Genomic DNA, 24,408 nt, shown 5'->3' on the forward strand with positions numbered 1-24,408 from the left:
GCACATACAAATAAACGGCGTTCGGAGCTCTGTAGACCAGAGCAGCCGAACGCCGTTTGTTATTCACTACTATAAGCCTCTGCCCCGGCTATTTAACAGCAGGGTACAGGCTTATGATTTCATCCTTCTTCTCGACAGCAACCAGCTGCTTGCCGATGGAACGGCGCTCACCAAGCGGTGCCGCTTCGGAGGAGAAGGTGTGAACCGCGCCGCTCTGGGTAATGGCGGTCAGCTCCAGTGGTTCCTTGCAGTAGAATGCCCCTGCAAGCCTGCTGCCGTTCGGGCGAACCCGCTTGCCTTCTTTGAACTCGAATGTCGGCATGCCTTTGCCTCCGCGGCTCTGTGAAGGATAATCTACAAGCAGCGAACGTTTGGCATAGCCAATCTCGGTAACCGCGAGAATCTCCCCTTCATCCTCACCCACCCAGAAGCTGGCGACCACCTCATCACCTTCACGCAGTTGAATCCCTCTTACCCCTGTAGCCACACGGCCCATAGGATTGACTTCACTCTCACGGAAACGGATGCTCATCCCTTCGCGGGTCACAAGCACGATGTCCTTGTCTCCGCTGCTCAGAGCCACTGTAATGATCTCATCGCCTTCCGCTACCTTACAGGCGGCAACAGCTCCGGAACGGCTTGTAGAGTACTCCTTGAGCTCTGTACGCTTCACCTGCCCCTTACGGGTGACGAAGACCAGACTTGCCAGCGGGTCCTCCAGGTTGCCGACCGGCAGCACACTGACAATTCCATCGCCCTTGGCAAGGCCGATCACGTTCACGATCGCCGTACCGGGCTCCTTCCATTTGAACTCCGGTATCTGATGAACCGGAAGCAGGAAGTATTGACCCTTGCGGGTGAACACCAGCAGGCTGTCCCGGGTATTCAGATCCAGCAGCTTAACGATATGGTCGCCTTCCTTAACGCCCGAGGAGTGACGCTCCCCGCCTGAGCGGGTGAAGGACGGCATGCCGGTCCGTTTGATATAGCCGTCAGCTGAAAGGGCAACCAGAACATCCTCGGCATTGACGAGAACTTCCATGCTGACCTTCAGTTCCTCAACCTCACCCTGAATGAGTGAGCGGCGGTCGATCCCGTATTTATCACGGATCTCCAGCAGCTCTTTGCGGATGACCGCAACCAGCTTCTTGTCGCTGTCCAGAATGCCCTGCAGGACAGCAATCTTGGCATGCATCTCATCAAGCTCCTTCTGGAGCGAATGAATCTCCAGATTGGTTAAACGGTACAGCTGCAGGGTAAGGATGGAATCGGCCTGGCGCTCGCTGAAGCCGAACATCCATACCAGATTATTCTGGGCATCCTGGCGGTTCTTCGACGCTTTGATCGCGGCGATCACTTCATCCAGAATGTTCAGTGCCTTAACCAGTCCTTCCAGGACATGGGCCCGGTCCTCTGCCCGCTCCAGATCAAACTGGGTGCGGTGGGTGACCACTTCACGCTGATGGGCGATATACGCTTCAAGGATTGCCTTCAGGCCGAGCTGCTGCGGAGCCTTGTTGACGATCGCCACCATGTTGAAGTTGTAGGTAATCTGCAGATCGGTTTTTTTGAGCAAATAGGCCAGAATGCCGTTAGCATCTGCTTCCTTCTTCAGCTCGACCACAATCCGCAGTCCTTCACGACCGCTCTCGTCGCGGACTTCGGCAATGCCTTCGATCTTCTTCTCAAGGCGGATATTCTCCATGGAGGTTACGAGCCGCGACTTCACTATCTGAAAAGGCACCTCGGTAATGACGATCTGCTGCTTGCCGCCGCGCAGGTTCTCAATCTCGGTCTTTGAGCGCAGGTAGATACGGCCTTTGCCATTACGGTACGCGTCCATAATGCCGTCGCCGCCCATAATTGTTCCGCCTGTAGGGAAGTCAGGACCTTTGATGAAGGTCATGATGTCCTCCAGCGCGATGTCCGGCTTCTGCATGACAGCAATACAGGCATCGATGACTTCACGCAGGTTATGCGGCGGAATTTCCGTAGCGAACCCGGCTGAGATCCCGCTTGTCCCGTTAACAAGCAGATTCGGATAGCGGGAGGGAACCACGACCGGCTCCTTCGCCGTATTATCGAAATTGTCCTTGAAAAGTACGGTGCGTTTCTCAATATCACGCATCATCTCCAAAGCGATCGGAGACAAGCGCGCTTCTGTATAACGCATAGCTGCTGCAGGGTCATCATCCATCGAACCCCAGTTGCCGTGTCCGTCGACAAGCACATGCCCCATCTTCCAGGGCTGGGCCATCCGCACCATCCCGTCGTAGATCGAGGAATCTCCGTGGGGATGGTAGTTACCCATTACGTCGCCGACCGTTTTGGCCGACTTGCGGTATGGCTTGTCCGGCGTATTGCCCGAGTCGTACATCGCGTACAGAATCCGGCGCTGCACGGGCTTCAGCCCGTCACGGACGTCCGGAATCGCCCGGTCCTGAATGATATATTTGGAATACCGGCCAAATCGGTCACCCACGACCTCTTCCAGAAATGCCGGCAAAAACTGCTCTGATAAACTGCTCATTCACTTTTCACCTTCTGTTCCTCAATCTGTCCACGTTTGTAATGATTGATGATCTGATCGCTGCGCGCTTGAGATTTGCAATCCATATTGCCTCAAGGATCTTAAGAATAAAACTAAACGAATCAGTGTTAAGCCGTAACTGCGGTGAACGCTTGGACTCCCGGCCGCTGTTATAGTTAGATTTCTAATTCATACGCTTAAAATAGATTGAACTAAACATGATTCCAATGGGATGTTGTTCATAACTGCGGTGGATATTTGGACTTTCGGCCGCTGTTGTCTCCAGATTTCTTGATTATGACAGCTTATAGCTGTGGCAATCCGGAGACAAAGGCGGACGCTGGCGCTCCTACAGCTCCAAAATCCCCCTCCGTTATTCTCATCTGTTATTCTCTTATTCAGTTCAAGTTATAGCGGATGAAATCTAAATATCAAAGTGGACGCTGGCGCTCCTGCAGTTCCAAACTCCCACTCCGTTACTAACCACTTATTTAGCTTCCCTTTATTCTAAAGTTCTGGCGGCAACCTGTGAAAATCCCAATCGCTGCGCTTAAAGCGATCATCAAAAAATTAAAAACCGCGGAAGTTATCGTCACTTTCCACTACCATTACTCCACTATTTCTGTAAAGTCGACGTTCTCGACAATCCAGCGCTTGCGCGGATCAACCTTGTCGCCCATCAGTGTGGAGACGCGGCGTTCCGCCTTGGCGGCATCCTCGATCTGCACCTGCAGCAGCGTGCGGGAATCCGGATTCATCGTTGTTTCCCACAGCTGATCCGGGTTCATCTCACCGAGTCCCTTATAACGCTGCAGCTCGAAATTCTTGCCGAATTCCTTCAGGTAATTCTGCAGCTCCTCATCGCTCCAGGCATAGCGGACGGTTTCCAGCTTGCCCGATTTGCGCGTCAGCTTATACAGCGGCGGCTGGGCAATGAAGACCTTGCCGGCATCGATCAGAGGCTTCATATAGCGATAGAAGAAGGTCAGCAGCAGCACCTGAATATGCGCACCATCCGTATCGGCATCGGTCATAATGATAATCTTGGAATAATTGCTGTCTTCCACGGCGAAATCAGGCCCGATTCCCGCGCCGATTGCCGAAATAATCGCCTTATATTCATCGTTCTTCAGGATATCCAGCAGCTTGGCCTTCTCCGGATTCATCGGCTTACCCTTCAGCGGAAGAATGGCCTGAATCTTGGAATCACGTCCCTGCTTGGCCGAACCTCCGGCGGAATCACCTTCTACGATGAAGATTTCGGTACGCGTAACATCCTTGGACTGAGCAGGCGACAGCTTGCCGCCAAGATTAGAGCTCTCGCTGCGTTTCTTGCCGCTGCGGATTTCATCGCGGGCTTTGCGCGCCGCTTCACGGGCCTTGGAGGCCTGGATGGATTTCTTCAGCAGGCTCTGCGCGACCTGGGGATTCTCCTCAAGGAAGCGCGCCATTTTCTCAGAGACAATAAAGTCCACGGCACTGCGGGCCGAAGCACTTCCCAGCTGATCCTTCGTCTGTCCGACAAATTCTACATCCGACATCTTCACGCTGATGACCGCCATCATTCCCTCACGGAGATCATTGCCCTCCAGATTCTTATCCTTCTCCTTAAGCAGCTGCGTCCGGCGGGCATAGTCGTTCAGCACACGGGTATACGCTGTCTTGAAGCCGGTCTCGTGCGTTCCCCCGCTGCGCGTTGGAATGGAGTTAACGAAAGAAGCGATAGTCTCTGTATAACCCGCGTTGTACTGCAGCGCGATTTCCACTTCAATCTCGTCCTTCTCGGAGCTGAAATGAATTACATCATGCAGCACATCCTTGCCCTCGTTGAGGAACTGTACAAACTGGCTGGCGCCGCCCTCATAAAAGAACTCATCCTGCCGTCCGTTCCGCTCGTCGCTGAGGTTGATCCGCAGGCCCGAGTTCAGGAAGGCAATCTCCTGCACCCGTTCCGCGAGTGTATCATAACTCAGTGAAATGCCTGCCGGGAAGACGCGAATATCCGGCTTGAAGGTGATCTTCGAACCGGTCTTATTCGTATTCCCCAGTACCTCAAGGCCAGTCACAGGCTCGCCGACATGTTCTTTCCCGCTTTTGTCGACCCAATATTCGAAGCGTTGCCGGTGGATCTTGCCTTCACGGTAAATCTCCACTTCCAGCCATTCGGACAAAGCGTTTGTTACTGATGCGCCTACGCCGTGCAGACCGCCCGATTTCTTGTAGCCGGAGCCTCCGAATTTACCACCTGCATGCAGAATGGTGAAAACAACCTGCGGAGTCGGCACTCCCGTCTTGTGCATCCCGGTCGGAATTCCCCGGCCGTTGTCAATTACGGTGACCGATCCGTCCTTGCGGAGTGTAATATCAATCTTCGAGCAAAACTTGGCCAAATGCTCATCTACGGCATTGTCCACTATTTCCCATACCAAATGGTGCAGTCCCGAGGAACTCGTACTGCCAATATACATGCCGGGCCGTTTGCGGACCGCAACCAGACCTTCGAGCACCTGAATGTCGTCAGCATCGTATCCAGTCCGGCCGACTTCGGCGTTCTTAGAGACTTTTGCAAACATATCGATCTGTTCGAGCATTCATGCTCCTCCTTCTTTTGTCTTACTATCTCTATAAAATGCAAACAAACGTTTTCGTTCACTTTGTACATTCTAATTCAAAATATCCCGTTTCGTAAAGACGGCGAATGAAATGATTACTGCAGCCAGTCCCCAAATCGCCAATACCGCCATCGAAAATGCCAGTGTCATGCCCTCAATCGGTGCAGGAGTACCTGCTAAATACCCGGTAAGCTCCATATTAACCATAAATAAATATTTGGCCGCAGTCCAGGCTGAAGCCATATTCGTCAGGATCGTGCCTGCAATCAGCGCTGCCATCATCACCACTATACTGGCTGCCGTGCTGCGCACCAGAACGGACACCATGAAGGCCAGCAGGGCAACAACTACGCTGACGAACCAGATCAATCCGCCCTGCATCAGCAGGTATTTCCATTGCGGAACGGCGTGAACTGTGGTCATATCGACCGTATCCCCGCTTAGCTGGAAACCTGTGAACACCGGAACATTGAATCCTTTATATCCGAATGCCAGACCCGACACCAGATAGCTGATGATAAAAGCAGACAGAACGATTAAGGAGACGAACATCAAGAGGGCCGTCATCTTACTGAACAGTACCTTCCAGCGTTTGACCGGACGCGTCAGCAGCATTTTGATCGTTCCAGTTGTCCTCTCTCCGGAGACCAGATCCGAGGCAACCGCCATAATCAGCAGCGGAATGAACAGGGATACGGAATTGTCCAGAAACTCACGGGTAAAGGTCACGCCGCTCGGCTCGTTCGGGTTCACATCGTGATCGAGATAATACTGCAGCTGCTGGACAAAAATCCGCCGGTACGACTTCCATTCTTCCGGAATCCGGTCGCTGCCGAGGGAGTTCTGGTTGTCGGTAATCTGCTGCTGGACCTCCAGCCTCCAGTCAGAGTTAAACTTGTCCCGGCTGCGTTCCGCTATGCGCATCTGTGCGTAGGTAAACATAGGCACAAGCACCAGCAGAATCAGCAGGATGACATAAAAACGTTTCTTTTTTATGATTTTGAGACACTCATTACGGATGAGCGGCAGCAGGTTAGTCAATAGTTTCACCTTCCGTTAGCTTCAAGAATAGCTGTTCCAGTGTAGGGTTGATTTTATGCACAGCCCGTACTTCCACCTCGTCTGTAACCAGAACGGCGACAATTTCCGGGATTAGATCCTCTTCCATAACCGTAATCAGGGAATTCGTGCCCATGCCTGCGATAATCGAGTCGTCCAGGGTTACCTCATCCAGCTCTAACAGCCCGATATCGGAACGGCTGCCGAGTATTTGCTTCGCCCTGCTGAGCGGCTCCAGCTCCCACAGAACATAAGGAGAATTGCGGGCAACCAGCTCATCTACGCCGCCCACAGCGAGTACCCGACCTTTGCTGATGATCGCCACCCGGTCACACAGCAGCTGAATCTCGCTCAGCAGATGGCTGGAGACAAACACGGCAAGACCTTCATCCGCCAGCTTGCGGATGAATTCGCGCAGCTCCTTGATCCCCTTCGGATCCAGTCCGTTCGTCGGCTCATCCAGAATCAGCAGCCGGGGACGGCCCAGCAGTGCCTGGGCTATGCCCAGCCGCTGGCGCATTCCCAGTGAATACGTGCTGACTTTGTCATGAATACGCTGATCCAGCCGCACGATATCAACCACTTCGGCAATCCTCGCCTTATCTACCCCGGGCTGCATGCGGGCGAAATGCTGCAGGTTCTCCCAGCCTGTCAGATAGGTATACACCTCGGGATTCTCGACGATGGAGCCGACATATTGCAGCGCTTTTTCCGGGTCACGGTTCACATTATAGCCGCAGACGGTGATCGTGCCCTCACTTGGCCGGATCAGGTCTACCAGCATGCGGATTGTCGTTGTTTTGCCGGCACCATTGGGACCCAGGAAACCGAATATCTCGCCTTTCCGGACGTCAAACGTAACATCGTTTATGATCCATTTGCGGCCGATTTTTTTGCGGACCCCTTCTACGGACAGGACGACTTCCCCGGAGGCTTCGTGCATTTGTTTAGCCATCTCTATACAACTCCTTGCTGCGGTCATTTCTGCTCAGAATGTTCCTGCTCTGCCTGTCCCAAATTAATGTACAGCCTGTACAATCCGTTCACTCATCCGCTGATAACCGTCCCCGTTGGGGTGAAAATGATCGTTGGAGAGATACTTGTCCAGATGCCGGTTGAACAAATCAAAGGTTGGAACGAGTGTCATGTTGCTGTGGGTGTTGATGATATCCATCGCTGCATTATTCCAGGCAGTTACTGCCTGATTCCCCGGAACCAGCAGATCTTCGATATCTCCGAAGGGATTATACAATCCCACGTAATAAATCTGTGCCTGCGGATTAATCCCGGCAATGGTGTCGAGGATGCTGCCCAGACGCTTGGATGCATCAGGCAGAGCCGAGAGCAGGGACTCAGGGGTTAATTCGTCGGTGGAGGCTGTAGGCACGGGTGCCGAACCTTCTACCGTGTTATTCGCAGCTGATCCAGTTCCCGGCGGCGCTACTCCGTCCGCAGGAATCGATGTATCTGCAGGCGATGCCGCTTGTCCGCTGCTGCTGCCTGTCCCCAGAATATCCGAGCCCCGGAACAGGTCATTCCCGCCGATGGAGATCAGGATTACATTCGCCTGGCGCAGCGCATACTGCACACCTTCCTCCTGAAGCTTGCTCTGCAGTCCGGCTGTAGTTAAGCCGTTAATCCCCATATTGCCAAGCAGCTCCGCCTTGCCTCCGTCTTCCGACAACGCCTCAAGCGTACGCTTCACAAACCCTTGCCCGGAATTGTCGCCCGTCCCTTTGGCCAAGGAATCCCCCAGCGCCAGAATCTTTAATTCATCACTTGCCGCAGCTGTAGGTTCAGCTGTTTCCTGGGGGAGGGAAGTCAGAAGAGTTTCCCCCTTGGGGTTGATAATATCGCTTACCGCATACACAAAACCTGTAATTAAAAGTAAAGTTGCCAGGATGGATACCAGGCCCACTGCCCTCCAGGTCCATTTGGAATCGTTCAATGCTATCCCTCCGTATGCCGTTCTATTCTCCATTGTTCCACATTTTACAAACTTCTTAACTATGTAGATAAACATAATTCTTCTTTGCTTAATTTGCAAATAAAGCGGGGTTTTGGTGAAAGGCGCGGCTGCAGTGATTTTGGACTTCCGGCCGCTGCAAAAAAAGTGGAAAAATGTATCTTAGTTCGTCGATTTCTGAGGAATACGCATAAGCAAGCGGAAAAACAACAACTATTATTGGTGGTTACTCGCTACATTGGGTGAATTGGGATGATTTAACTGCTGTTTATCCAACTGTTGTTTTACCAGGGTCCAGTCGTTCAACTGTAAGTGGATGAAATCCAACTACTCCCGTTTCCTCTCCTCATAATATCCACAAGAGAAGACTATCTTAATTTACTAAACCTCAAAAAAAGCCCTCCGGCAATGCCGGAGGACGAGTGAAGCTTAAGCTCTGCGTTATATTATTTGCCGATGAATTCCTGAACCCAGTAATTATTGTCGAAGCCTACGCCGATGTAGTTGAAGTTCGTGCTCAGAATGTTAGCTTTATGGCCCGGGCTGTTCATCCAGGCTGTCATAACTTCCTGCGGCGTTTTCTGGCCCATCGCAATATTCTCGCCGGCTGCCTGATAAGTAATGCCGAACGCGGACATCATATCAAAAGGCGATCCATAGGTCGGAGAAGTGTGGGAGAAATAGTTGTTCGTACGCATATCAGTAGCCTTGGCCGCAGCCACCTTGTTCAGGCTGTCCAGTGCCGAGACAGGAGCCAGTCCTGCTGCTGAGCGCTCTTTGTTCACCAGGGCTACAACCTGCTGAATGTAGCTTGAAGCGCTGTCTGCAACAGCTGGAGCTGCAGTAGCTGCTGGTGTAGCTGTGGCAACAGGGGCAGCTGTCGGTGCAGGTGTAACAACAGGCTTAGCTGTTGCTACTGGTGCGGCTGTGGCTATCGGTCTAGCGGTTGCTACCGGTACAGCCGAAGCCACCGGCTTAGCCGTCGCTACTGGAACTGTTGCTACTGGAACTGTTGCTACCGGATTCTTATAAATAACGGTCTTGGATACGGTGAACGTATTCCCGTCAAATACAAATGTCTTCGAATTGTACTGTGTGAAATATTCCATAAATTTTGCGAAATTCGTATCTGAAGCGGTTGCCGTAGTGGCTCCAGCTGCTGCGCTTGCCTGTAATGGAAGTGAAATGCTAAGTGCCATAACAGCGGCTACGCTTCCACCTATCATTGCTCTTAAAGTCTTGCTTTTCATTCTGCCATCTCCTTATTCTTGTTGTTTTATTACCTGGCTGCCGAGTTGCGTACATCAAATGTTACAAAGTTGTAATTTGTTCCTCAGTCATTGTAACATAAATATTCCGGCTGTGCGCTTCTAAATTATGACATTTTTCATCACAGCTGAGGCTTGTCCATTTCTGTACAAACAAGTAGAAGCGGCTTTGCCGTCCTTTAATAAGGACGGTACCGTTTCAGCGAGAAATAGAAGGATAATTTATAGCGCGAAGCATATAAATTCTTATATTTTAAGAAACCGTCCTCTTCAGAACGGTCTCTTGTTCTTACAATAAATATCGGCATTTCACCGGTTCTCGCTTAATGAAAGGACTGCCAGAATTCTCCCTCGGTCGAGATCAGGCCCATAATTTCGGCATACGGAATCCGGAATGTAGGAAAGCCCGCAGCATACGGAGCAATTTCATAAGGGGCAAAATAGAGATACAGCGCTTCGCCATCCACATAAAAAGGCTGGTCAGCCGTAATGCCCTTGTACGTATCCGGAAAAACATAGGAGTACTGCGGATCATTCGCAATCTGCTTCCCGACAATTTCACTGAGCTTCTGCACATATTTGCTGCCGGGCTTGAACAGATCACTCAGTGTGTAAAATTTGCCGGTGCGCAAATTGATGTGCTCATAGATCATAGTCGGCATCCCATGTGCCGCTCCAAACGGAAAGCGGTATCCGCTGAGCTCCAGCACCAGCAGGTTCTTGCGGAAGTAGGATACGGCAAAATCCCCCGTATAGCTGAAATCCTGCCCCGCTCCGCCAGTTCCTGCTCCTTCTGCGAGAGAGAGACTGCGCAGCTTATCATTTACTGATTTGGATATCTCAGCGACAGCAATTCCTTCTACTACCGGATAGTAAACCAGGTAATCCCTGTTCGGTTTATATTTCTTCTCCAGCACGGAGTACGGCGGTCTGAGCGGTATTACACCATTCTGCCGCCATACCTGCTTGCCTCTGCGGTCATAGTAGGCAGTACGCTGGTCCACATCCGCACGGATCAGATCGCCGCTGAAGGATAGAGATCCGGAGCCTGCAATGACCGGCGGCTGAGCGGCTTTTTTGCCGCTTTTATCGATGAAGTACGTATCCTTGGCATCATACACCGACGCGAGCCCGTTCTGATAATTGTTCACCCCGAGCAGCGGATGGGTGCTGAGAATTCTTCCTGTAAGCGCATCGGCAATCACATAGCGCGAACCCCGGTACGGCTGATCGGCATAGACCGGTGTTCCAAGCGCAACCCGGTTCTCACCCAGCTGCTGGACTTCATAGTAAGTCGCCGGAATAATGGCTTTGCCCTGCTTGTCAATCAGGCCGTAAGCATTGCCGTAATCCTCAGCTGTGTTGATCACCGCCCGTCCTTCCGAGAAAGGCAAGGCTGCCGTAAACTGCGGCTGGATGGCAATGCTGCCGTCTGTATGGAGGTAACCGTATTTCCCGTTCTCCGTAGCCTGAAAAGCCAGCAGACCTTCCCCCGGATATCCCACGAACGGATATTTGTAAGTATGCAGCACTGTTCCCTGGAGATCGATCAGCGCGTACTCTCCTTCTGCTATTTTGACCAGAGCCGTTCCGTCCTTGAAATCCCCGGCATCCAGATACACCGCCGGCAGCACCTCTTTGCCCTGAGCGTCCAGGTAACCGTAGAGGGAGTTCCCCCCCGTTGTATTCTGCTTGGAGAACAGCGCGCGGCCTTCATGCAGCGAATTCAGATAGTCATAGCGCGCAGACGTAACCTCTTTGCCTTTCTCATCGATAAAAGTGTAGCCTTTGGCATCCGAAACCACAGCCCGCCCTTCGGCAAACGGGGCAATAAAGGAATATAACGGTTTGACCTTCTCCCGCCCGGAGCTGTCAATCAGACCGCTGTAATTCTTGCGCTGCACTACCGCCAGGCCGTTCTCCTGAAAATCCTCCGCATAGTCATATCTGGGCTCGATCACAGTCCGTCCGTCGTTATTGATATAGCCCCACAACGTTCCCTCTTTAAGCCTAAAAGGAGCCGGATGCAGCAGCTCCGCCCGCAGCCCGCTGGCATCTACCTCCGGAAGCACGATAAGCGCCTCCAGCGGCTTTTTGGAGTAGTCTACACGGTATAATCCCGCCTCTGCCGGGATCGTCACGAACAGATCATCATCCGCACGGATGAAATCCTCCTCCTGCTGCGGGATACATTCGTTCCAGCCGATCCCGTCCCACCGCCATACCTCTGTCTGAATCAGACCATTGTCATTCCCTTTTCCCAGCTCGTTCAGCTTAATCCTCAGCATTCAGTCGCTCTCCCTTACAAAGGCATTTGCCTATAGAATATGAGAGTGAGGGGGAAAGGGTGTTTATGTGGCTGGGGCTGCCGAGGTGCTTGAGTATGAGTGTGAGCATGAGCGCGAATGTGTTAAGAACATGGAATGCGTTATGAGCGTGGAATGCGTTATGAGCGTGGAATGCGTTATGAGCGTGGAATGCGTTATGAGCGTGGAATGCGTTATGAGCGTGGAATGCGTTATGAGCGTGGAATGCGTTATGAGCGTGGAATGCGTTATGAGCGTGAGGGCATAAATGCGTTTAAAGATTTGGAAAGGTGATGCCGTAACTGCGGTGAATGTTTGGACTTCCGGCCGCTGTTGTCTCCAGATTTCTTGATTTAAACCGCTCATCGCGGTAGAAATCCGGAGACAAAGGCGGACGCTCCCGCTCCTCCAGTTCAAACTTCCCCTCCGTTACTCTCCACCTTTCTTCAGCAAAAACCCAGATCAAAAGCACACACTACATCACAGGCTACATCACAGAGCACAGATTACACCCTAAGAGCAGCACAAAAACACCCTTTCAGAGGGTGTTAGCCGGGTATTCAAGGGTTGCTTCGCCTGCCCTTTCACTGGTGAATACGGTATAGCAGCTGCGCTTGCTGGCTATTTCGTTGAAAATTACCAACTAACTTTATAAACATCGACATTTAGCTTCTCACATAATAATTTGCAGAGTCCAATTGTTTTCTCATAGGTTTCAATAGGATTGCTAACAGCAAATCTGATTGAAATCTCTTCGACCTGCTCCGCTAATTCACCGCAATTCATTTCAATTTCTATAATGCAATTATCATCATCAAGAGTGTAATAACACTGTGGACTCTGGTAGCTAAATAAATCTGCTGGTGAATAAGGTGAGACACCCGTAATGGAGGAGATTACTTCAGCGGTTTGAAGGAATGAATTGCCTACAGCAAATCCGCCAACGATCTCTAATATATTGTCCCCGTATTCCTCTGGTGCCACAATCGCCTGATTTCTTTTATCGAAAATCAGAAAATTATAAGATTCTTGACCCATGCGCTTCACCCTGTTCAACGATTTATCCTAAGTTAATGCCTAAATTTAAGATTTCTAAATGAGTAACCCGCTCGTTATTATTAAAATCCTGCACTAAATACAACATTCTCATCATTATACCGTCCCTAATCCACGATTGTTGTATAGAATGCAGCATTTCACCTTCTCCAAGGCGATTTTCAAGAAAATTCTTGTATTTCGTACAACAATCCGCCCGAACAGCTATATATTTATGCTTCCGAGTTGTACTGTGTACAACAATTTATACAACTGGTTACTTTTGGGGTTTGCTACACACTTAAGGGTGGAGATATTGGGCATGGTTTTGGAGCAACGTTGCGACAAAATCAACACGCCCAAAGCAAAAAGCGTTTGCGAAATACCGCAAACGCTTAATTTGTACCACCCCAACCTGTGGGAGGTGATGGGAGTAACGAAGGTAAAGTTTGGAACTGAAGCAGCGACAGCACCCGGAGAGTTCTTGCATTCAATCGAAATGCAAGATGAACTATGAACTGTTAAGCTGATAAAAAGGGAGAGTAACGGAGGGGATTTTGGAACTGTAGGAGCGATAGCGTCCGCCTGAAAGCTTTCCGTAGGAAAGCTCGCTTCGGAAGCACAGGCTGTCTGCGGATTTCTACCGCGATGAGCGGTTTAAATCAAGAAATCTGCAGACGGGCAGCGGCCGAAAGTCCAAAACTCACCGCAGTTACGGTTTTACCTTTTACCCAAGCCTGGCAGTTCATCTTTCAAGAGCATTGAACGCAAAAACTCCGGGTGCACCAGCACCCGGAAGTCCAAACATTCGCAGTTACGGCTAATCACCGGACCACAATTATTTCTTCGAAGAATATTTACGCATATCGAACGATACAGCGGCGATGATGATGAGGCCTTTGATGATCAGCTGGTAGTAAGGGCTGATTCCGATGAAGGTCAGACCGTAGTTGATCAGGGTGAAGATGATAACACCGACCAGGACGCCCGGAACGGTACCGATACCGCCTGTAGTGGATACGCCGCCGACTACGCAAGCCGCGATGGCGTCAAGCTCGTACATGTTACCATAGTTGTTAGTAGCTCCGCCTGTTCTTGCAGCTTCAAGCACACCCGCCAGACCGTAGAGGGCACCAGCGATAGCATAGATGTAGATCAGGTTCTTGGACACGTTGATACCGGAAACCTTGGCAGCCTGCATGTTGCCGCCGATAGCGTACATGTTTTTGCCCAGCTTAGTTTTGTTAAAGAGTACCCACACGACGGCCGCGACCGCCAGGGCTATGAGAACGATGTAAGGTATTGAATATTGGCCGCTGCCGATAAAGCCGGAGCCGATTTTGGTGAAGTCAGGACGCAGACCGCCGATAGGCTGCGATTGGTTAGGGTCCATATCGAAGTACAGGGAGTTCAAACCGTACACGATGAGCATGGTACCCAGGGTTGCGATAAATGGCGGAACGTTAAGCTTGGAGACGATGACCCCGTTGATGAGCCCGCAGAGCAGACCGGCAACGATGGCGATCAGGATGGGAAGCCAAACCTGCACTTGCGGCAGATCAGGGAAGAAGCGGCGTGAGTAATCCGGTATCTGCAGCATCGAAGCTGAGATAACCGCTGTGAACCCTACCACACGGCCTGCGGACAAGTCGGTACCGGCAGTGATGAGGATAAAGGCAACCCCAAGTGCGATGATAACGCGTGTTGACGACTGAATCAGTACGTCACGCAGGGTGTTGATGGACATGAAGCTTGGTTCATATATGATGATTCCCATAATCAGCAGTACCAGCACGATGTAAATTGCGTTTTGAGTCACAAAGGACTGAGCTTTTTTAACGTTCATTAGTAGTGATCCCCCTTAAAATTACACGAACATATTCTCCTACCCGTACTCCTTAATGCTGTGCAGCGAGACGCATAACTTCGGTTTCCGTAGCTTGCTCGCCTTCTAGTATTCCTGTAAGCCGTCCTTCCGACATGACCATTACACGGTCAGACATCCCCAGCAGCTCAGGCATTTCCGAAGAAATCATGATAATGCTCTTCCCCTGCTTCGCCAGGTCGGCAATGATGGTATAGATTTCAAATTTGGCACCGACGTCAATCCCGCGTGTCGGCTCATCCAGCAGCAGGACTTCAGGCTCTGTTAGCAGCCATCTGGCCAGCAGCACTTTCTGCTGGTTACCGCCGGAGAGATTCATAATCTGCGTTTTGGTGGTTGGTGTCTTGGTGCGCAGCTTCTCGATCATTTTATCGACTTCAGCCTTCTTCTTTCTGCCGTTCAGCAGGAAATAAGGCGTCTTATAATGGTCAAGGTTGGCAATAGCGCCGTTCTCATGAACGGACAGTACCGGGAAGATACCGGTTACACGGCGTTCCTCAGTCAATAGAGCCAGGCCATGTTTCTTGGCATCCTGCGGCGAGTTGATCTTCACCTTCTTGCCTTCAATCGAGATGGAACCGGATTTAATGGCGCGGAGTCCGAACAATGCTTCAATAACCTCTGTTCTCTGCGCACCGACGAGACCGCCGACACCGAGAATTTCACCACGTCTGAGCTCAAACGATACATCCTTGAACGATCTCGGCTCCGGTGAAGTCAAGCCTTCCACCTTCATATAGACTTCGCCAGGAACATTCGAGCGTTCAGGGAAGCGGTTAGTAAGATCGCGGCCGACCATTTTGGAGATAATCAAATCGGTCGTAAGCTCAGCCGAAGGCCAGGTACCGATCTTTTTGCCGTCGCGCATGATGGTTACTTCATCAGAGATTTCAAGAATTTCTTCCATCTTGTGAGATATATAGATAATAGCTACGCCTCTTTTTTGCAGATCGCGGATAATCCGGAACAAATGCTCAACTTCTACACTGGTTAAGGAAGAGGTTGGTTCATCCATGACAATAACGCGTGAATGAAAAGAGACAGCCTTCGCGATTTCAATGGATTGGACCTTGGATACGGACAGCTTGCCCACCAAAGTTTCGGGATTCAGATCGATATCCAGATCTTTAAATAAATTTTCCGTGTCCGTGAACATTTTTTTGTGGTCAATGAACTGAATCGGCCCGATGCCCTTGGTCGGAAAACGTCCTAGCCAGATGTTCTCCATGACACTGCGGAAAGGTACTGGGTGCAGCTCCTGGTGAATCATCGAGATTCCATGCTTAAGTGCATCGTTAGAGTTGGTGATTGTTGCTTTTTGGCCTTCCAAGAAGATCTCACCGGCATCCGGTGAATAGATTCCAAAGAGACATTTCATCAGTGTCGACTTGCCTGCCCCGTTCTCGCCCATAAGTGCATGAACCGAACCCGGTCTAACCTTTATGCTGACTCCGTCCAGCGCCTTAACGCCGGGAAATTCTTTAGTAATTCCGTTCATTTCCAGCAAAAACTCAGCATTTGCCATGTTGTTACGCCCCCTACGCTTTTTTTCTTTTTCCATGAGAGGCACAGCGGTTCCATCCTGTTCCCTACCCGAAAGGAATTCCGGAGAGCGGGTAACCGCCCTCCGGGATTTTTGTTTATGAAGCTTATCTGTATCTGGAGCAATCTAACTATTATTGAGCGTCAGCTACGTTGTCTTTAGTGATCTTTTTGTAGGAGATCCATACGTATTGGTTGTCAGTGATGTCGAAGCCTACGTTTTCTTTGGTAGGGGTTTCGCCTTTAGCCAGCAGTGAAGCCAGGACGATTGCCGCTTTACCCTGGTTGTTGGCATCGTTCAATACAGTACCGAGCATCGTTCCGTCTTGCAGTGCCTGAACCGCTGGAGCAGTTGCATCAACACCTACTACCGGCATGTATTTGTCGCCAGTGAAGTAGCCTTGAGCTTTCAGAGCTTCGATTGCACCAAGAGCCATGTCATCGTTGTTGGCAAGAACGGCTTCAATCTTGTCGCCGTGGGAGCCGAGGAAGGCTGCCATTTTTTCTTGTCCTTTTACGCGATCCCACATTGCAGTATCTTCAGCGAGTTTCTCAACCTTGATGCCTGCATCTTCGATAGCCTGGATGGAGTAAGTGGTACGCAGCTCAGCATCCTGGTGTCCCGGTTCGCCTTTGAGCATTACGTATTGCAGCACGCCGTCGCCGTTCTTGTCAGCTTCAGGGTGAGCTTTCCAGTAGTCAACGATCAGCTGGCCGGACATCGTGCCGGACTCTTCTGCTTTGGCGCCTACATAGTAAACTTTATCCCATTTCTTCATATCTTCAGGAAGCGGTTCGCGGTTCAGGAAGACAACCGGAATGTCAGCTGTTTTTGCTTTGTCGATGATAACGCCTGCAGCTGTGCGGTCAACCGGGTTGATCAGCATGCCGTCATATTTTTTGGTGACGAACAAATCCACCTTATCATTTTGTGTAGGCTGGGAGTTCTGGCTGTCTACGATATCTACAGTAGCGATGCCTTTGGCAGCAGTATCGATTGCGTTACGGACACCCGTCATGAAAGTATCGTCGAATTTGTAGATCGCTACGCCAACCTTTGGAGTTTCAGCAGCGGAACCGGAGTTTGCAGTTGCAGCAGCGTTGCCTGTGTTAGCTTTGTTACCAGTGTCAGCAGCGTTGTTGTTATTGCCGCCGCAGCCTGCGAGAGCAGCACCCAGCAATGCACTAGCAAGTAAAACGGAAGTGATTTTTTTCATAATCAATTGACCTCCTGAGGATATTTCTTTTTGTTATCCCGGTGTGTCCCGGGTACATCCCTATTATGCCCTACATGAAAACGGTTGCGAATATAAAATACTACTCAATTCCATGAAAATTCTAATGTCCAAGCAGAAACGACTATCCGTCCTTCAAGGGACGGTAACCGTTTCAGCGGGAAAGATAAGGAACCTTTATGGCGTAAGACATATAAAGACTTATCTTTTAAAATCTGATTTTCTCCTATCTGACAAAAGGGAAAAGCAGCTTCTGGTTCTCAGGCCACAGCATATTTTCCAGATCAATCAGCTTGGTGCCTGTGTCCACCCGTTCCGGGATAGCCACACCTTCAAGCGCTTCTACGGCGTATTTCACGGCTAAATACCCGTTGCTGAAAGGGTTCTGGATGACGGTCGCCTGCACAGTGCCATCCTGCAGCGATTCCATCATAGAGGGTGAGCTGTCAAACGCAACCATCTTTATATTGTCCAAACTTAAGCTTTGTATGACTTTGGCTGCACCCTGGGAAGCAATTTCATTCAACGTGGCAATCCCGCGCAGATTAGGATGCTTCTTCAGCATCTCCCGGGTCAGGGCTTCCGCCTCCACCGTACTTGAGGAAGTGTAGGCGATCTGCACTACCTTGACATTCGGATAACGGGCTGCGTAGTTCAGGAACCCTTTCTCGCGCTCATCCGCATCCCGTGCACCGTAATCAATGCTGCCGCTGGAGTCCGGCGCAACATTCAAGGAGGAATTGGTGAAGTTAATAATCCCGATCTCGCCATATCCCTGCAAAAGCTGAATCAGCCGCTCCGCAGACTTCTGTCCGGCTTCATAACCGTTCGAGCCCACATAGGCCTGTACTCTGGCCGATCCGACTTCCGCATCGACTGAGATCACCGGAATTTTGTAATATGCAGCCTGGTCTACGACCTGGGCAAGCCCCATGTAACTGCTGGCAGCGAGAATAATAACATCCGCTTTCTCCTTAATGGAGTCCTCCACCATCCCCACCTGCTCATCGATATCACTCTCCGAATCCGGCGCTTTGAACGTCAGCTTGACATTGAATTCCTTCGCTGCAGCATCCGCCCCCAGCTTCACCGTGTTCCAGTAGTCCCCTTTGTTCATCTTGACGATAAGATGGATATTACGTGTCTTGTTCGTACTGATATAAGCAGGCGACGAATTGAAGCAGGAGGACACGGAGATCCAGAGCACCCCGCACAGCAGCAGGGTCAGCCAAAAACGTATGTTTCTCACCGGTTGGTCTCCTCCTTCTGCTCTTCCATGCCTTCTCCGGCCAGCCGGGCCGGGAACACAATGGTGACGATTGTACCTTCTTCAATTTCACTTTGAAAGGTTAGTCCATATTCACGTCCATAATATAAGCCGATCCGCTCATGAACATTCCGTACGCCTACGCCTGAGCCGCTTCCGCTTTTGACGCCTCCGCTCAGAATGACGTTCATCGTTTCTTTGGACATCCCGAGGCCGTTGTCACTGACCGTGATAATGATGAGTCCATCCTTAAGCTCTGCGCTGATGGAGATCAGTCCTTCATCCGGCATCATTTCGATCCCATGGTAGAGCGCATTCTCTACAATAGGCTGCAGGATCAGCTTAACCGTCTGGTACTGCAATACTTCATCCTGGGCCGTGATCTCATAACGGAACTTATTTTTGAAACGGAAGCTCTGAATCACCAGGTAATGGCGGATATGATCCAGCTCCTCCTGGATAGTAATGATATTCTTGCCTTTGCTCAGACTGATCCGGAAAAATTTTGAAAGCGACTGAATCATCGTGACGACCTCATCTGTTTTGCCGCGCTCTGCCAGCCGTATCACCGAATTCAGCGTATTATATAGAAAATGAGGGTTGATCTGCGACTGCAGCACTTCAAGCTCGCCTTTGCGCTTGGTCTCCTGCTCATAGATGATCTGATCCATCAGCTGGCGGATGCGCTGGAGCATCATATTGAAGCGTTTGGACAGCTGCTCCACCTCATAAGCGCCGCTCACATTGATCGGGGTATTGAGATCTCCCTCTCCCACCTGCTTGACGGTGCGCTCCAGCTTGCGGATCGGACTGGCAATCAGCCAGGACAGGAACACCGACACCGCAATTACACACACCAGGACAACTGCGAGGAACCAGGAGAGAAATTGATTCAGATCGCGTTTGGTCGTGACAATCTCATCGTAATAGGCGACTCCGACTATCTTCCAGCCGGTCTGGGCCAATGTACGCACGGTAATAAACCGCTTCTCTCCGGTCGATTCATCCAGATAGCTGCGGAAGGCATATTCCAGCACCGGCTCCACATTCTCATATTTAAGTCCGGCATAGATCAGCTGCTGCTGCGGATGGTAGACGATATTCCCCAGCGGATCGAGAATGTAAGCGTATCCTCTTTTACCGAGCTTCACTTGCCGGCTTAGCTCATCGATTGTCCTGAAATTGAAATCCAGCAGCAGAACACCGGTTTTCAGCTCCCCGTTCTCCCTGTATTGAATCATTTTGCTGATCGATACGACCCAGGTATACCGTCCTTTGAACAAATTCTGAATATGCGGGGCAGAGTAGGATATCTCCGAGGTCCGCTTGGCTGTGGTGAACCAGCTCTGGCTCTCCAGCTGTGTGTTCAGGCGCATGCTTTGTCCCGGTGTACCCACCACATATTTGCCCTGGGGTGTAAAAACAGCCACGGATACGAGATCCTCGCGGCTGCTCATAAGTGTGTCCATACGTTCGTAGAGCAGCGGAGAGTCAATCGATTGACTCGTTGTGATCTGCTTCTCCGCTGTCGCAAAAATGCTGCCCATCCCCTTAACATAGAGCTCCAGATTATAATTCACCTGCTCGATAATCTGCTGCATGTTGAGATTGGCATTCTCCTCCGCCGTATTGGCGAACTTGCCGTACAGCATAATGCTGACGATCACTGCAACGGCTACAGTGACCGCCGTAAAGGTCAGGGTAATAATGAGCTGGATACTCCGCAGCTTGGAAGACAGGCGGATTTTGCCTCTCTTGCGGGACTGCGGGCGGAGCGGGAAGAAAGTACCTTTCGGCTTGGTCATGGGTTATCCTCCCCGCGAGCTGTTCTTATACTCTTTGGGAGATTGTCCGTATTTCTTGCGGAAGCAGAAGCTGAAATAGTTCGGATCGGCAAAACCAATCCGCTCGGCAATTTCAAATGCCTTCAGCTCGGTCGAGCGCAGCATTTCCTTCGCCGCCTCCAGCCGGATCTGCAGCAGATAGCTGACAAAGGTCATCTTCATTTCTTTCTTGAAAATACTGCTGAAATAGCCGGTGCTGATATGCAGATGCTGGCATACCCTGCCGATGGAAATGTCAGATTCCTCATAATGGGCCCGGATATAATCCTTGGCCTGGTCAATCAGCTGCTTATAGCTCGACTGCCGCTCGGAAGCAATGGTATCCATCAGCCGGCTGCACACCGTGATAATCCACTGCTTGGCTTCACCCATATTGTTGAACTTATTGAGCTCAGTCAGCGATGAAATGCCGGAGCCGATAAAGTCATTCGTTTCACTGCCCGCTTCCTTGGCTACACGCAGAATGGACGTAATGATCTCCAGCAGGAAAATCTGATAGTCCTGTGTCGAGACCTGCGCCGTATCCAGTCCCCCGAACAGCTCATCGACCACTTCGCGCAGTTCCTGGACTGTGCCCAGCTTGATCGTGCGGATCAGCGACTGCTGGGTTAGCTCATCATAGGCCAGCATCTGGCTGGATCTCGATTCCACATCCTCGATCCAGATCACCCGGTTGTTGCCGAGAATCAGCCGGTAATCCAGTGCCTGCAGCGCATCCCCGAAGGAATTGAACAGCAGGGACGGCATCCGGCATACTGTACCGGCACCTGCTGTTACCGTCAATTTCAGGAAACGCTGTACATTCTGGCGGATTTCTTCAAGAATAGCGAAGGTTCTGCCAGTGATATCGCTCTCATCGGTTCCCTGGCTGACCGAGAGCAGCACAACATCATCACGGTGGATGAACACCTTGCCGAAGCTGTGCTTCTGGCAGATCTCCTCGGCAATGTTCAGCACGGCAAAGAGCTGCAGATTACGGTCACCGGTGTCCCGCAAGGATACCGGCCCCGCCTCAGGAACGCCGGAGCTTCTGTCCGGACGGATATAATCAATACTGATTACAGAGGATTGGAATAACTCCCCGCTCAGATTAATGCCATATTCCGCACTTTTCTCGGCAATTTCCGCGGAACGCAAACGGCGCGACACCAGGGAGGACAGGAACTGTTCACGCAGCACCGGCAGGCTCTTGCGGTAATGCTCACTGAGCACGAATACATTTTCCTTCTCGGCAATCTCGGTCTCAATCGCCGCTCTAACCTTCATCAGGACATCAATCAGCTCCTGGGAAGAGAAGGGCTTAAGAATATATTCATCAATCTGCAGCTTAATCGCCTTCTGGGCATATTCGAATTCATCATAGCCGGTCAGAATGATTATCTTCGTATTAGGGTGACGGCTGCGGATCCATTCCGCCAGCTGAAGTCCGTTCATGAAAGGCATCTGGATATCGGTAACTACCACATCCGGCAGCAGACGGTCTATCGCATCGGCTGCTTCACGGCCGTTCTCCGCCTGCTCTACCACTTCGAATCCGTATTTCTCCCAGTCGATCTGTGCGATAATGCCTTCTCTTACATCTTCCTCGTCTTCGGCGAGAATTAATTTATACATGCTTCATCCCTCTTCGGATATGGTTTTGGAGTTTTACAGAATTATAATAGCTGATTCGGCAAGCTCAATCTATGTTTATATAAATAAAGCTGCTGTAGCGGATCATGTCAAATGCGGGGAGCAATTTACTATATAGGCTGACTGCATTTATTGCAAGAGAATATTATGTACATACATAGGCTGTCACAGGCAAATCTTGCTCATAATACAACGTTTTGCTCAAGATTACGTCCATAATCCAAAATTGTTGTATAAAACGCAGCATTTCTCCTCCTCCGGACGGGTTAGCACGATAATTCTTGTATTTCGTACAACAATCTGTCCAAACACCCCGGTATCCGGGAATCAAGGTTGCACAACGTACAACATTTATGTCTACAGTGCTTACTAAGAAGTCCTCATTCTGCCGGGAAGATAAAAAAAACCATCCCGCTTACGCCGGGATGGGGATGTTCGGTTACGTATAGGAATTATAGCAATGCTTTGTTGAAGCGGTAGCCTGCTGTCTTTTCGAATCCGATATGGCGGTAAAAGGCATGCGCCGGTGCACGTTCGACGCGGTTGCCGCTTCGCAGGAACAGCTGGCAGCAGCCTTGATGGCGTGCCCATTCTTCCGCTGCGGATACGAGTCTTTTGCCAAGGCCTTGTCCTCTAAGTTCCTCTGATACGATCAGCGCGGTAATTTCCGTAATACAATCTGCATGTTTGTAATAGGACTTCACCTGCCGGAGTCCGATCATTCCCACAACTTCGTTATTGAGTTCTGCGACCATTGTGCAGTGGAGCGGATCATGCTCCATGCCTTCCATTCTCTCTTTCATCACGCTAAGCGTTGTCGGATAGCCGAATTCCCGCAGAAGGGCTGTAACTCTCTCCAGATCATTCATGCCACATTTGCGAATTTGCAGTACCTGCTCCTGAGTACTACTGTTCATCCTCGTATACCTCCACTTTTAGCATAGACGCTGCCTGCTTGGCCGTCGTCCGCGCGATTTCCACATCTTCCGCTGAACTGAGTGTTACTGCCATCCGCCGTCCAGGGCGGATCTCCGGCTTGCCGAATACCCGGACTTGCGTACGGGGAAGGGCAAGCGCCTCATCGATCCCGCTTACCGCAAAAGCTTGTCCAGCCTCTTCGGCCTTCAGGGTTGCTGAAGCTCCCGGTGTCAACAAACGAACCGATTCCAGCGGAAATCCAAGAATGGCTCTGACATGCAGAGCAAATTCCGACAAATCCTGCGTAATCATTGTAACCATACCTGTATCATGCGGTCTGGGTGATACTTCGCTGAACAGTACCCCCTCCGGGGTCAGAAACAGCTCCACTCCAAAAATTCCATAACCGCCAAGCTGATCCGTCACGGCCCGGGCCACCGACTGTGCTTCGGCAAGCAGCGCTTCACTCATCTGATGCGGCTGCCAGGACTCCACATAATCGCCATCCTTCTGGATGTGGCCGATCGGCGGACAAAATACGGTTCCGCTAACCGAACGGACGGTAAGTAATGTAATCTCGCTCTCAAAAGTAACGAAAGCCTCTACAATGACGCGCGTACCTTTGGCACGCGCTCCTTCCAGAGCCGTATTCCAGCATTCTGCGGCATCCTCAGGTGTCCTGCAAATACTCTGTCCCTTGCCGGAAGAGCTCATGATCGGCTTGATCACACACGGTGTTCCAAGCTCACTTACGGCCTGGCGAAGTTCTTCCAGACTGTCAGCGAACCGGTAGCCGGCGGTCGGCAGACCCAGTTCCTCAGCCGCAAGGCGGCGGATGCCTTCCCGGTCCATCGTCAGCCGTGCAGCGCGGGCAGTTGGCACTACGAGGAAGCCTTCCTCCTCCAGCTCCACCAGTGCCCCGGTAGCAATGGCTTCGATCTCGGGCACAATCAAATCCGGTTTCTCTGAACGGATTAACTGCTTCAGTGCCTCTGCATCCAGCATATCCAGTACATAAGAGCGGTGGGCTACACCCATCGCAGGTGCATCTTCATAACGATCCACAGCTACGGTCTCTACGCCAAGGCGCTGAGCTTCGATAATGACTTCCTTACCCAGTTCACCGCTGCCGAGCAGCAGCAGCTTCTTGCTCCGGGCTGAAAAAGGAGCTCCCCACATTGTCGACTCCAACCTCTTTTCGCAAATTTGACTGCCGACTTCTCTATTTCTGTAAAATGTCGCAGTTTCATTGTAAATTTTCAGGCTTCTTTATTTTCATCCATCAACCACCAGATTGCAAGTGTTCTTC

The 24,408-nt window shown here is 50.9% G+C and carries 17 protein-coding genes; 1 reads left to right on the top strand and 16 read right to left on the bottom strand.

Translation table 11 applies throughout. The annotated features are described in order from the left end of the window. Nucleotides 1–88: 88 nt before the first annotated feature. From gyrA to PBOR_RS22035, 8 genes are all read right to left on the bottom strand, one after another. Nucleotides 89–2,530, bottom strand: coding sequence for a DNA gyrase subunit A (gene gyrA / locus PBOR_RS21995; RefSeq protein ID WP_042215379.1), 2,442 nt, complete (start codon nucleotides 2,528–2,530; stop codon nucleotides 89–91). A gap of 608 nt (nucleotides 2,531–3,138) precedes the next feature. Next, nucleotides 3,139–5,121 carry a DNA topoisomerase IV subunit B gene (gene parE, locus PBOR_RS22000; protein ID WP_042215381.1) on the bottom strand — a complete coding sequence of 661 codons (1,983 nt, stop codon included), beginning with the start codon at nucleotides 5,119–5,121 and terminating at the stop codon, nucleotides 3,139–3,141. Between the two features lie 72 nt (nucleotides 5,122–5,193). Continuing rightward, on the bottom strand, nucleotides 5,194–6,183 hold the full coding sequence (locus PBOR_RS22005) for an ABC transporter permease (RefSeq protein ID WP_042215384.1): 990 nt from the start codon (nucleotides 6,181–6,183) through the stop codon (nucleotides 5,194–5,196). Continuing rightward, nucleotides 6,176–7,156: an ABC transporter ATP-binding protein gene (locus tag PBOR_RS22010; RefSeq protein ID WP_245647863.1), complete on the bottom strand. Its 981-nt coding sequence runs from the start codon at nucleotides 7,154–7,156 to the stop codon at nucleotides 6,176–6,178. Before PBOR_RS22010 ends, PBOR_RS22005 begins: the two co-directional genes overlap by 8 nt. A 63-nt stretch (nucleotides 7,157–7,219) precedes the next feature. Beyond that, the gene (locus PBOR_RS22015) at nucleotides 7,220–8,149 is read right to left on the bottom strand and encodes a GDSL-type esterase/lipase family protein (RefSeq protein WP_052429597.1); all 930 of its coding nucleotides are present in this window, start codon (nucleotides 8,147–8,149) and stop codon (nucleotides 7,220–7,222) included. A gap of 464 nt (nucleotides 8,150–8,613) precedes the next feature. Beyond that, the gene (locus PBOR_RS22020) at nucleotides 8,614–9,417 is read right to left on the bottom strand and encodes a CAP domain-containing protein (protein ID WP_042215389.1); all 804 of its coding nucleotides are present in this window, start codon (nucleotides 9,415–9,417) and stop codon (nucleotides 8,614–8,616) included. A 341-nt stretch (nucleotides 9,418–9,758) separates the two neighbouring features. Further along, nucleotides 9,759–11,723, bottom strand: a complete 1,965-nt coding sequence (locus tag PBOR_RS22025; RefSeq protein WP_042215392.1) for a WG repeat-containing protein — start codon at nucleotides 11,721–11,723, stop codon at nucleotides 9,759–9,761. A gap of 654 nt (nucleotides 11,724–12,377) precedes the next feature. After that, nucleotides 12,378–12,779 carry a hypothetical protein gene (locus PBOR_RS22035; RefSeq protein WP_042215396.1) on the bottom strand — a complete coding sequence of 134 codons (402 nt, stop codon included), beginning with the start codon at nucleotides 12,777–12,779 and terminating at the stop codon, nucleotides 12,378–12,380. A gap of 148 nt (nucleotides 12,780–12,927) precedes the next feature. Here PBOR_RS22035 and PBOR_RS37755 point away from each other — a divergent pair, with 148 nt between their 5' ends. Further along, a complete protein-coding gene (locus PBOR_RS37755) occupies nucleotides 12,928–13,293 on the top strand; it encodes a hypothetical protein (RefSeq protein WP_218918850.1) in 366 nt (121 codons plus the stop codon). Between the two features lie 321 nt (nucleotides 13,294–13,614). Here PBOR_RS37755 and mglC read toward each other — a convergent pair whose 3' ends face one another. The 8 genes from mglC to purT all read right to left on the bottom strand — a co-directional run bounded on the left by mglC (nucleotide 13,615) and on the right by purT (nucleotide 24,278). After that, nucleotides 13,615–14,622 (bottom strand): galactose/methyl galactoside ABC transporter permease MglC, encoded by a 1,008-nt coding sequence (mglC, locus tag PBOR_RS22045; protein ID WP_039307739.1) that lies wholly within the window; start codon nucleotides 14,620–14,622, stop codon nucleotides 13,615–13,617. Between the two features lie 52 nt (nucleotides 14,623–14,674). Further along, nucleotides 14,675–16,186 carry a sugar ABC transporter ATP-binding protein gene (locus tag PBOR_RS22050; protein WP_042215402.1) on the bottom strand — a complete coding sequence of 504 codons (1,512 nt, stop codon included), beginning with the start codon at nucleotides 16,184–16,186 and terminating at the stop codon, nucleotides 14,675–14,677. Between the two features lie 151 nt (nucleotides 16,187–16,337). Continuing rightward, a complete protein-coding gene (locus PBOR_RS22055; RefSeq protein ID WP_099052481.1) occupies nucleotides 16,338–17,420 on the bottom strand; it encodes a galactose ABC transporter substrate-binding protein in 1,083 nt (360 codons plus the stop codon). A gap of 244 nt (nucleotides 17,421–17,664) precedes the next feature. Further along, complete coding sequence (locus PBOR_RS22060; protein WP_052429598.1) at nucleotides 17,665–18,687, bottom strand: substrate-binding domain-containing protein; 1,023 nt, start codon at nucleotides 18,685–18,687, stop codon at nucleotides 17,665–17,667. After that, a complete protein-coding gene (locus PBOR_RS22065; RefSeq protein WP_081972144.1) occupies nucleotides 18,684–20,510 on the bottom strand; it encodes a sensor histidine kinase in 1,827 nt (608 codons plus the stop codon). Before PBOR_RS22065 ends, PBOR_RS22060 begins: the two co-directional genes overlap by 4 nt. Nucleotides 20,511–20,513: 3 nt before the next feature. Then, nucleotides 20,514–22,163, bottom strand: a complete 1,650-nt coding sequence (locus tag PBOR_RS22070; RefSeq protein WP_042215405.1) for a response regulator transcription factor — start codon at nucleotides 22,161–22,163, stop codon at nucleotides 20,514–20,516. A gap of 470 nt (nucleotides 22,164–22,633) precedes the next feature. Continuing rightward, nucleotides 22,634–23,098 carry a GNAT family N-acetyltransferase gene (locus PBOR_RS22075; RefSeq protein ID WP_042138559.1) on the bottom strand — a complete coding sequence of 155 codons (465 nt, stop codon included), beginning with the start codon at nucleotides 23,096–23,098 and terminating at the stop codon, nucleotides 22,634–22,636. After that, the gene (gene purT, locus PBOR_RS22080) at nucleotides 23,088–24,278 is read right to left on the bottom strand and encodes a formate-dependent phosphoribosylglycinamide formyltransferase (protein WP_042215408.1); all 1,191 of its coding nucleotides are present in this window, start codon (nucleotides 24,276–24,278) and stop codon (nucleotides 23,088–23,090) included. Before purT ends, PBOR_RS22075 begins: the two co-directional genes overlap by 11 nt. Nucleotides 24,279–24,408: the final 130 nt, after the last annotated feature.

This window comes from Paenibacillus borealis (genome assembly GCF_000758665.1).
Classification (GTDB): domain Bacteria; phylum Bacillota; class Bacilli; order Paenibacillales; family Paenibacillaceae; genus Paenibacillus_AQ; species Paenibacillus_AQ borealis.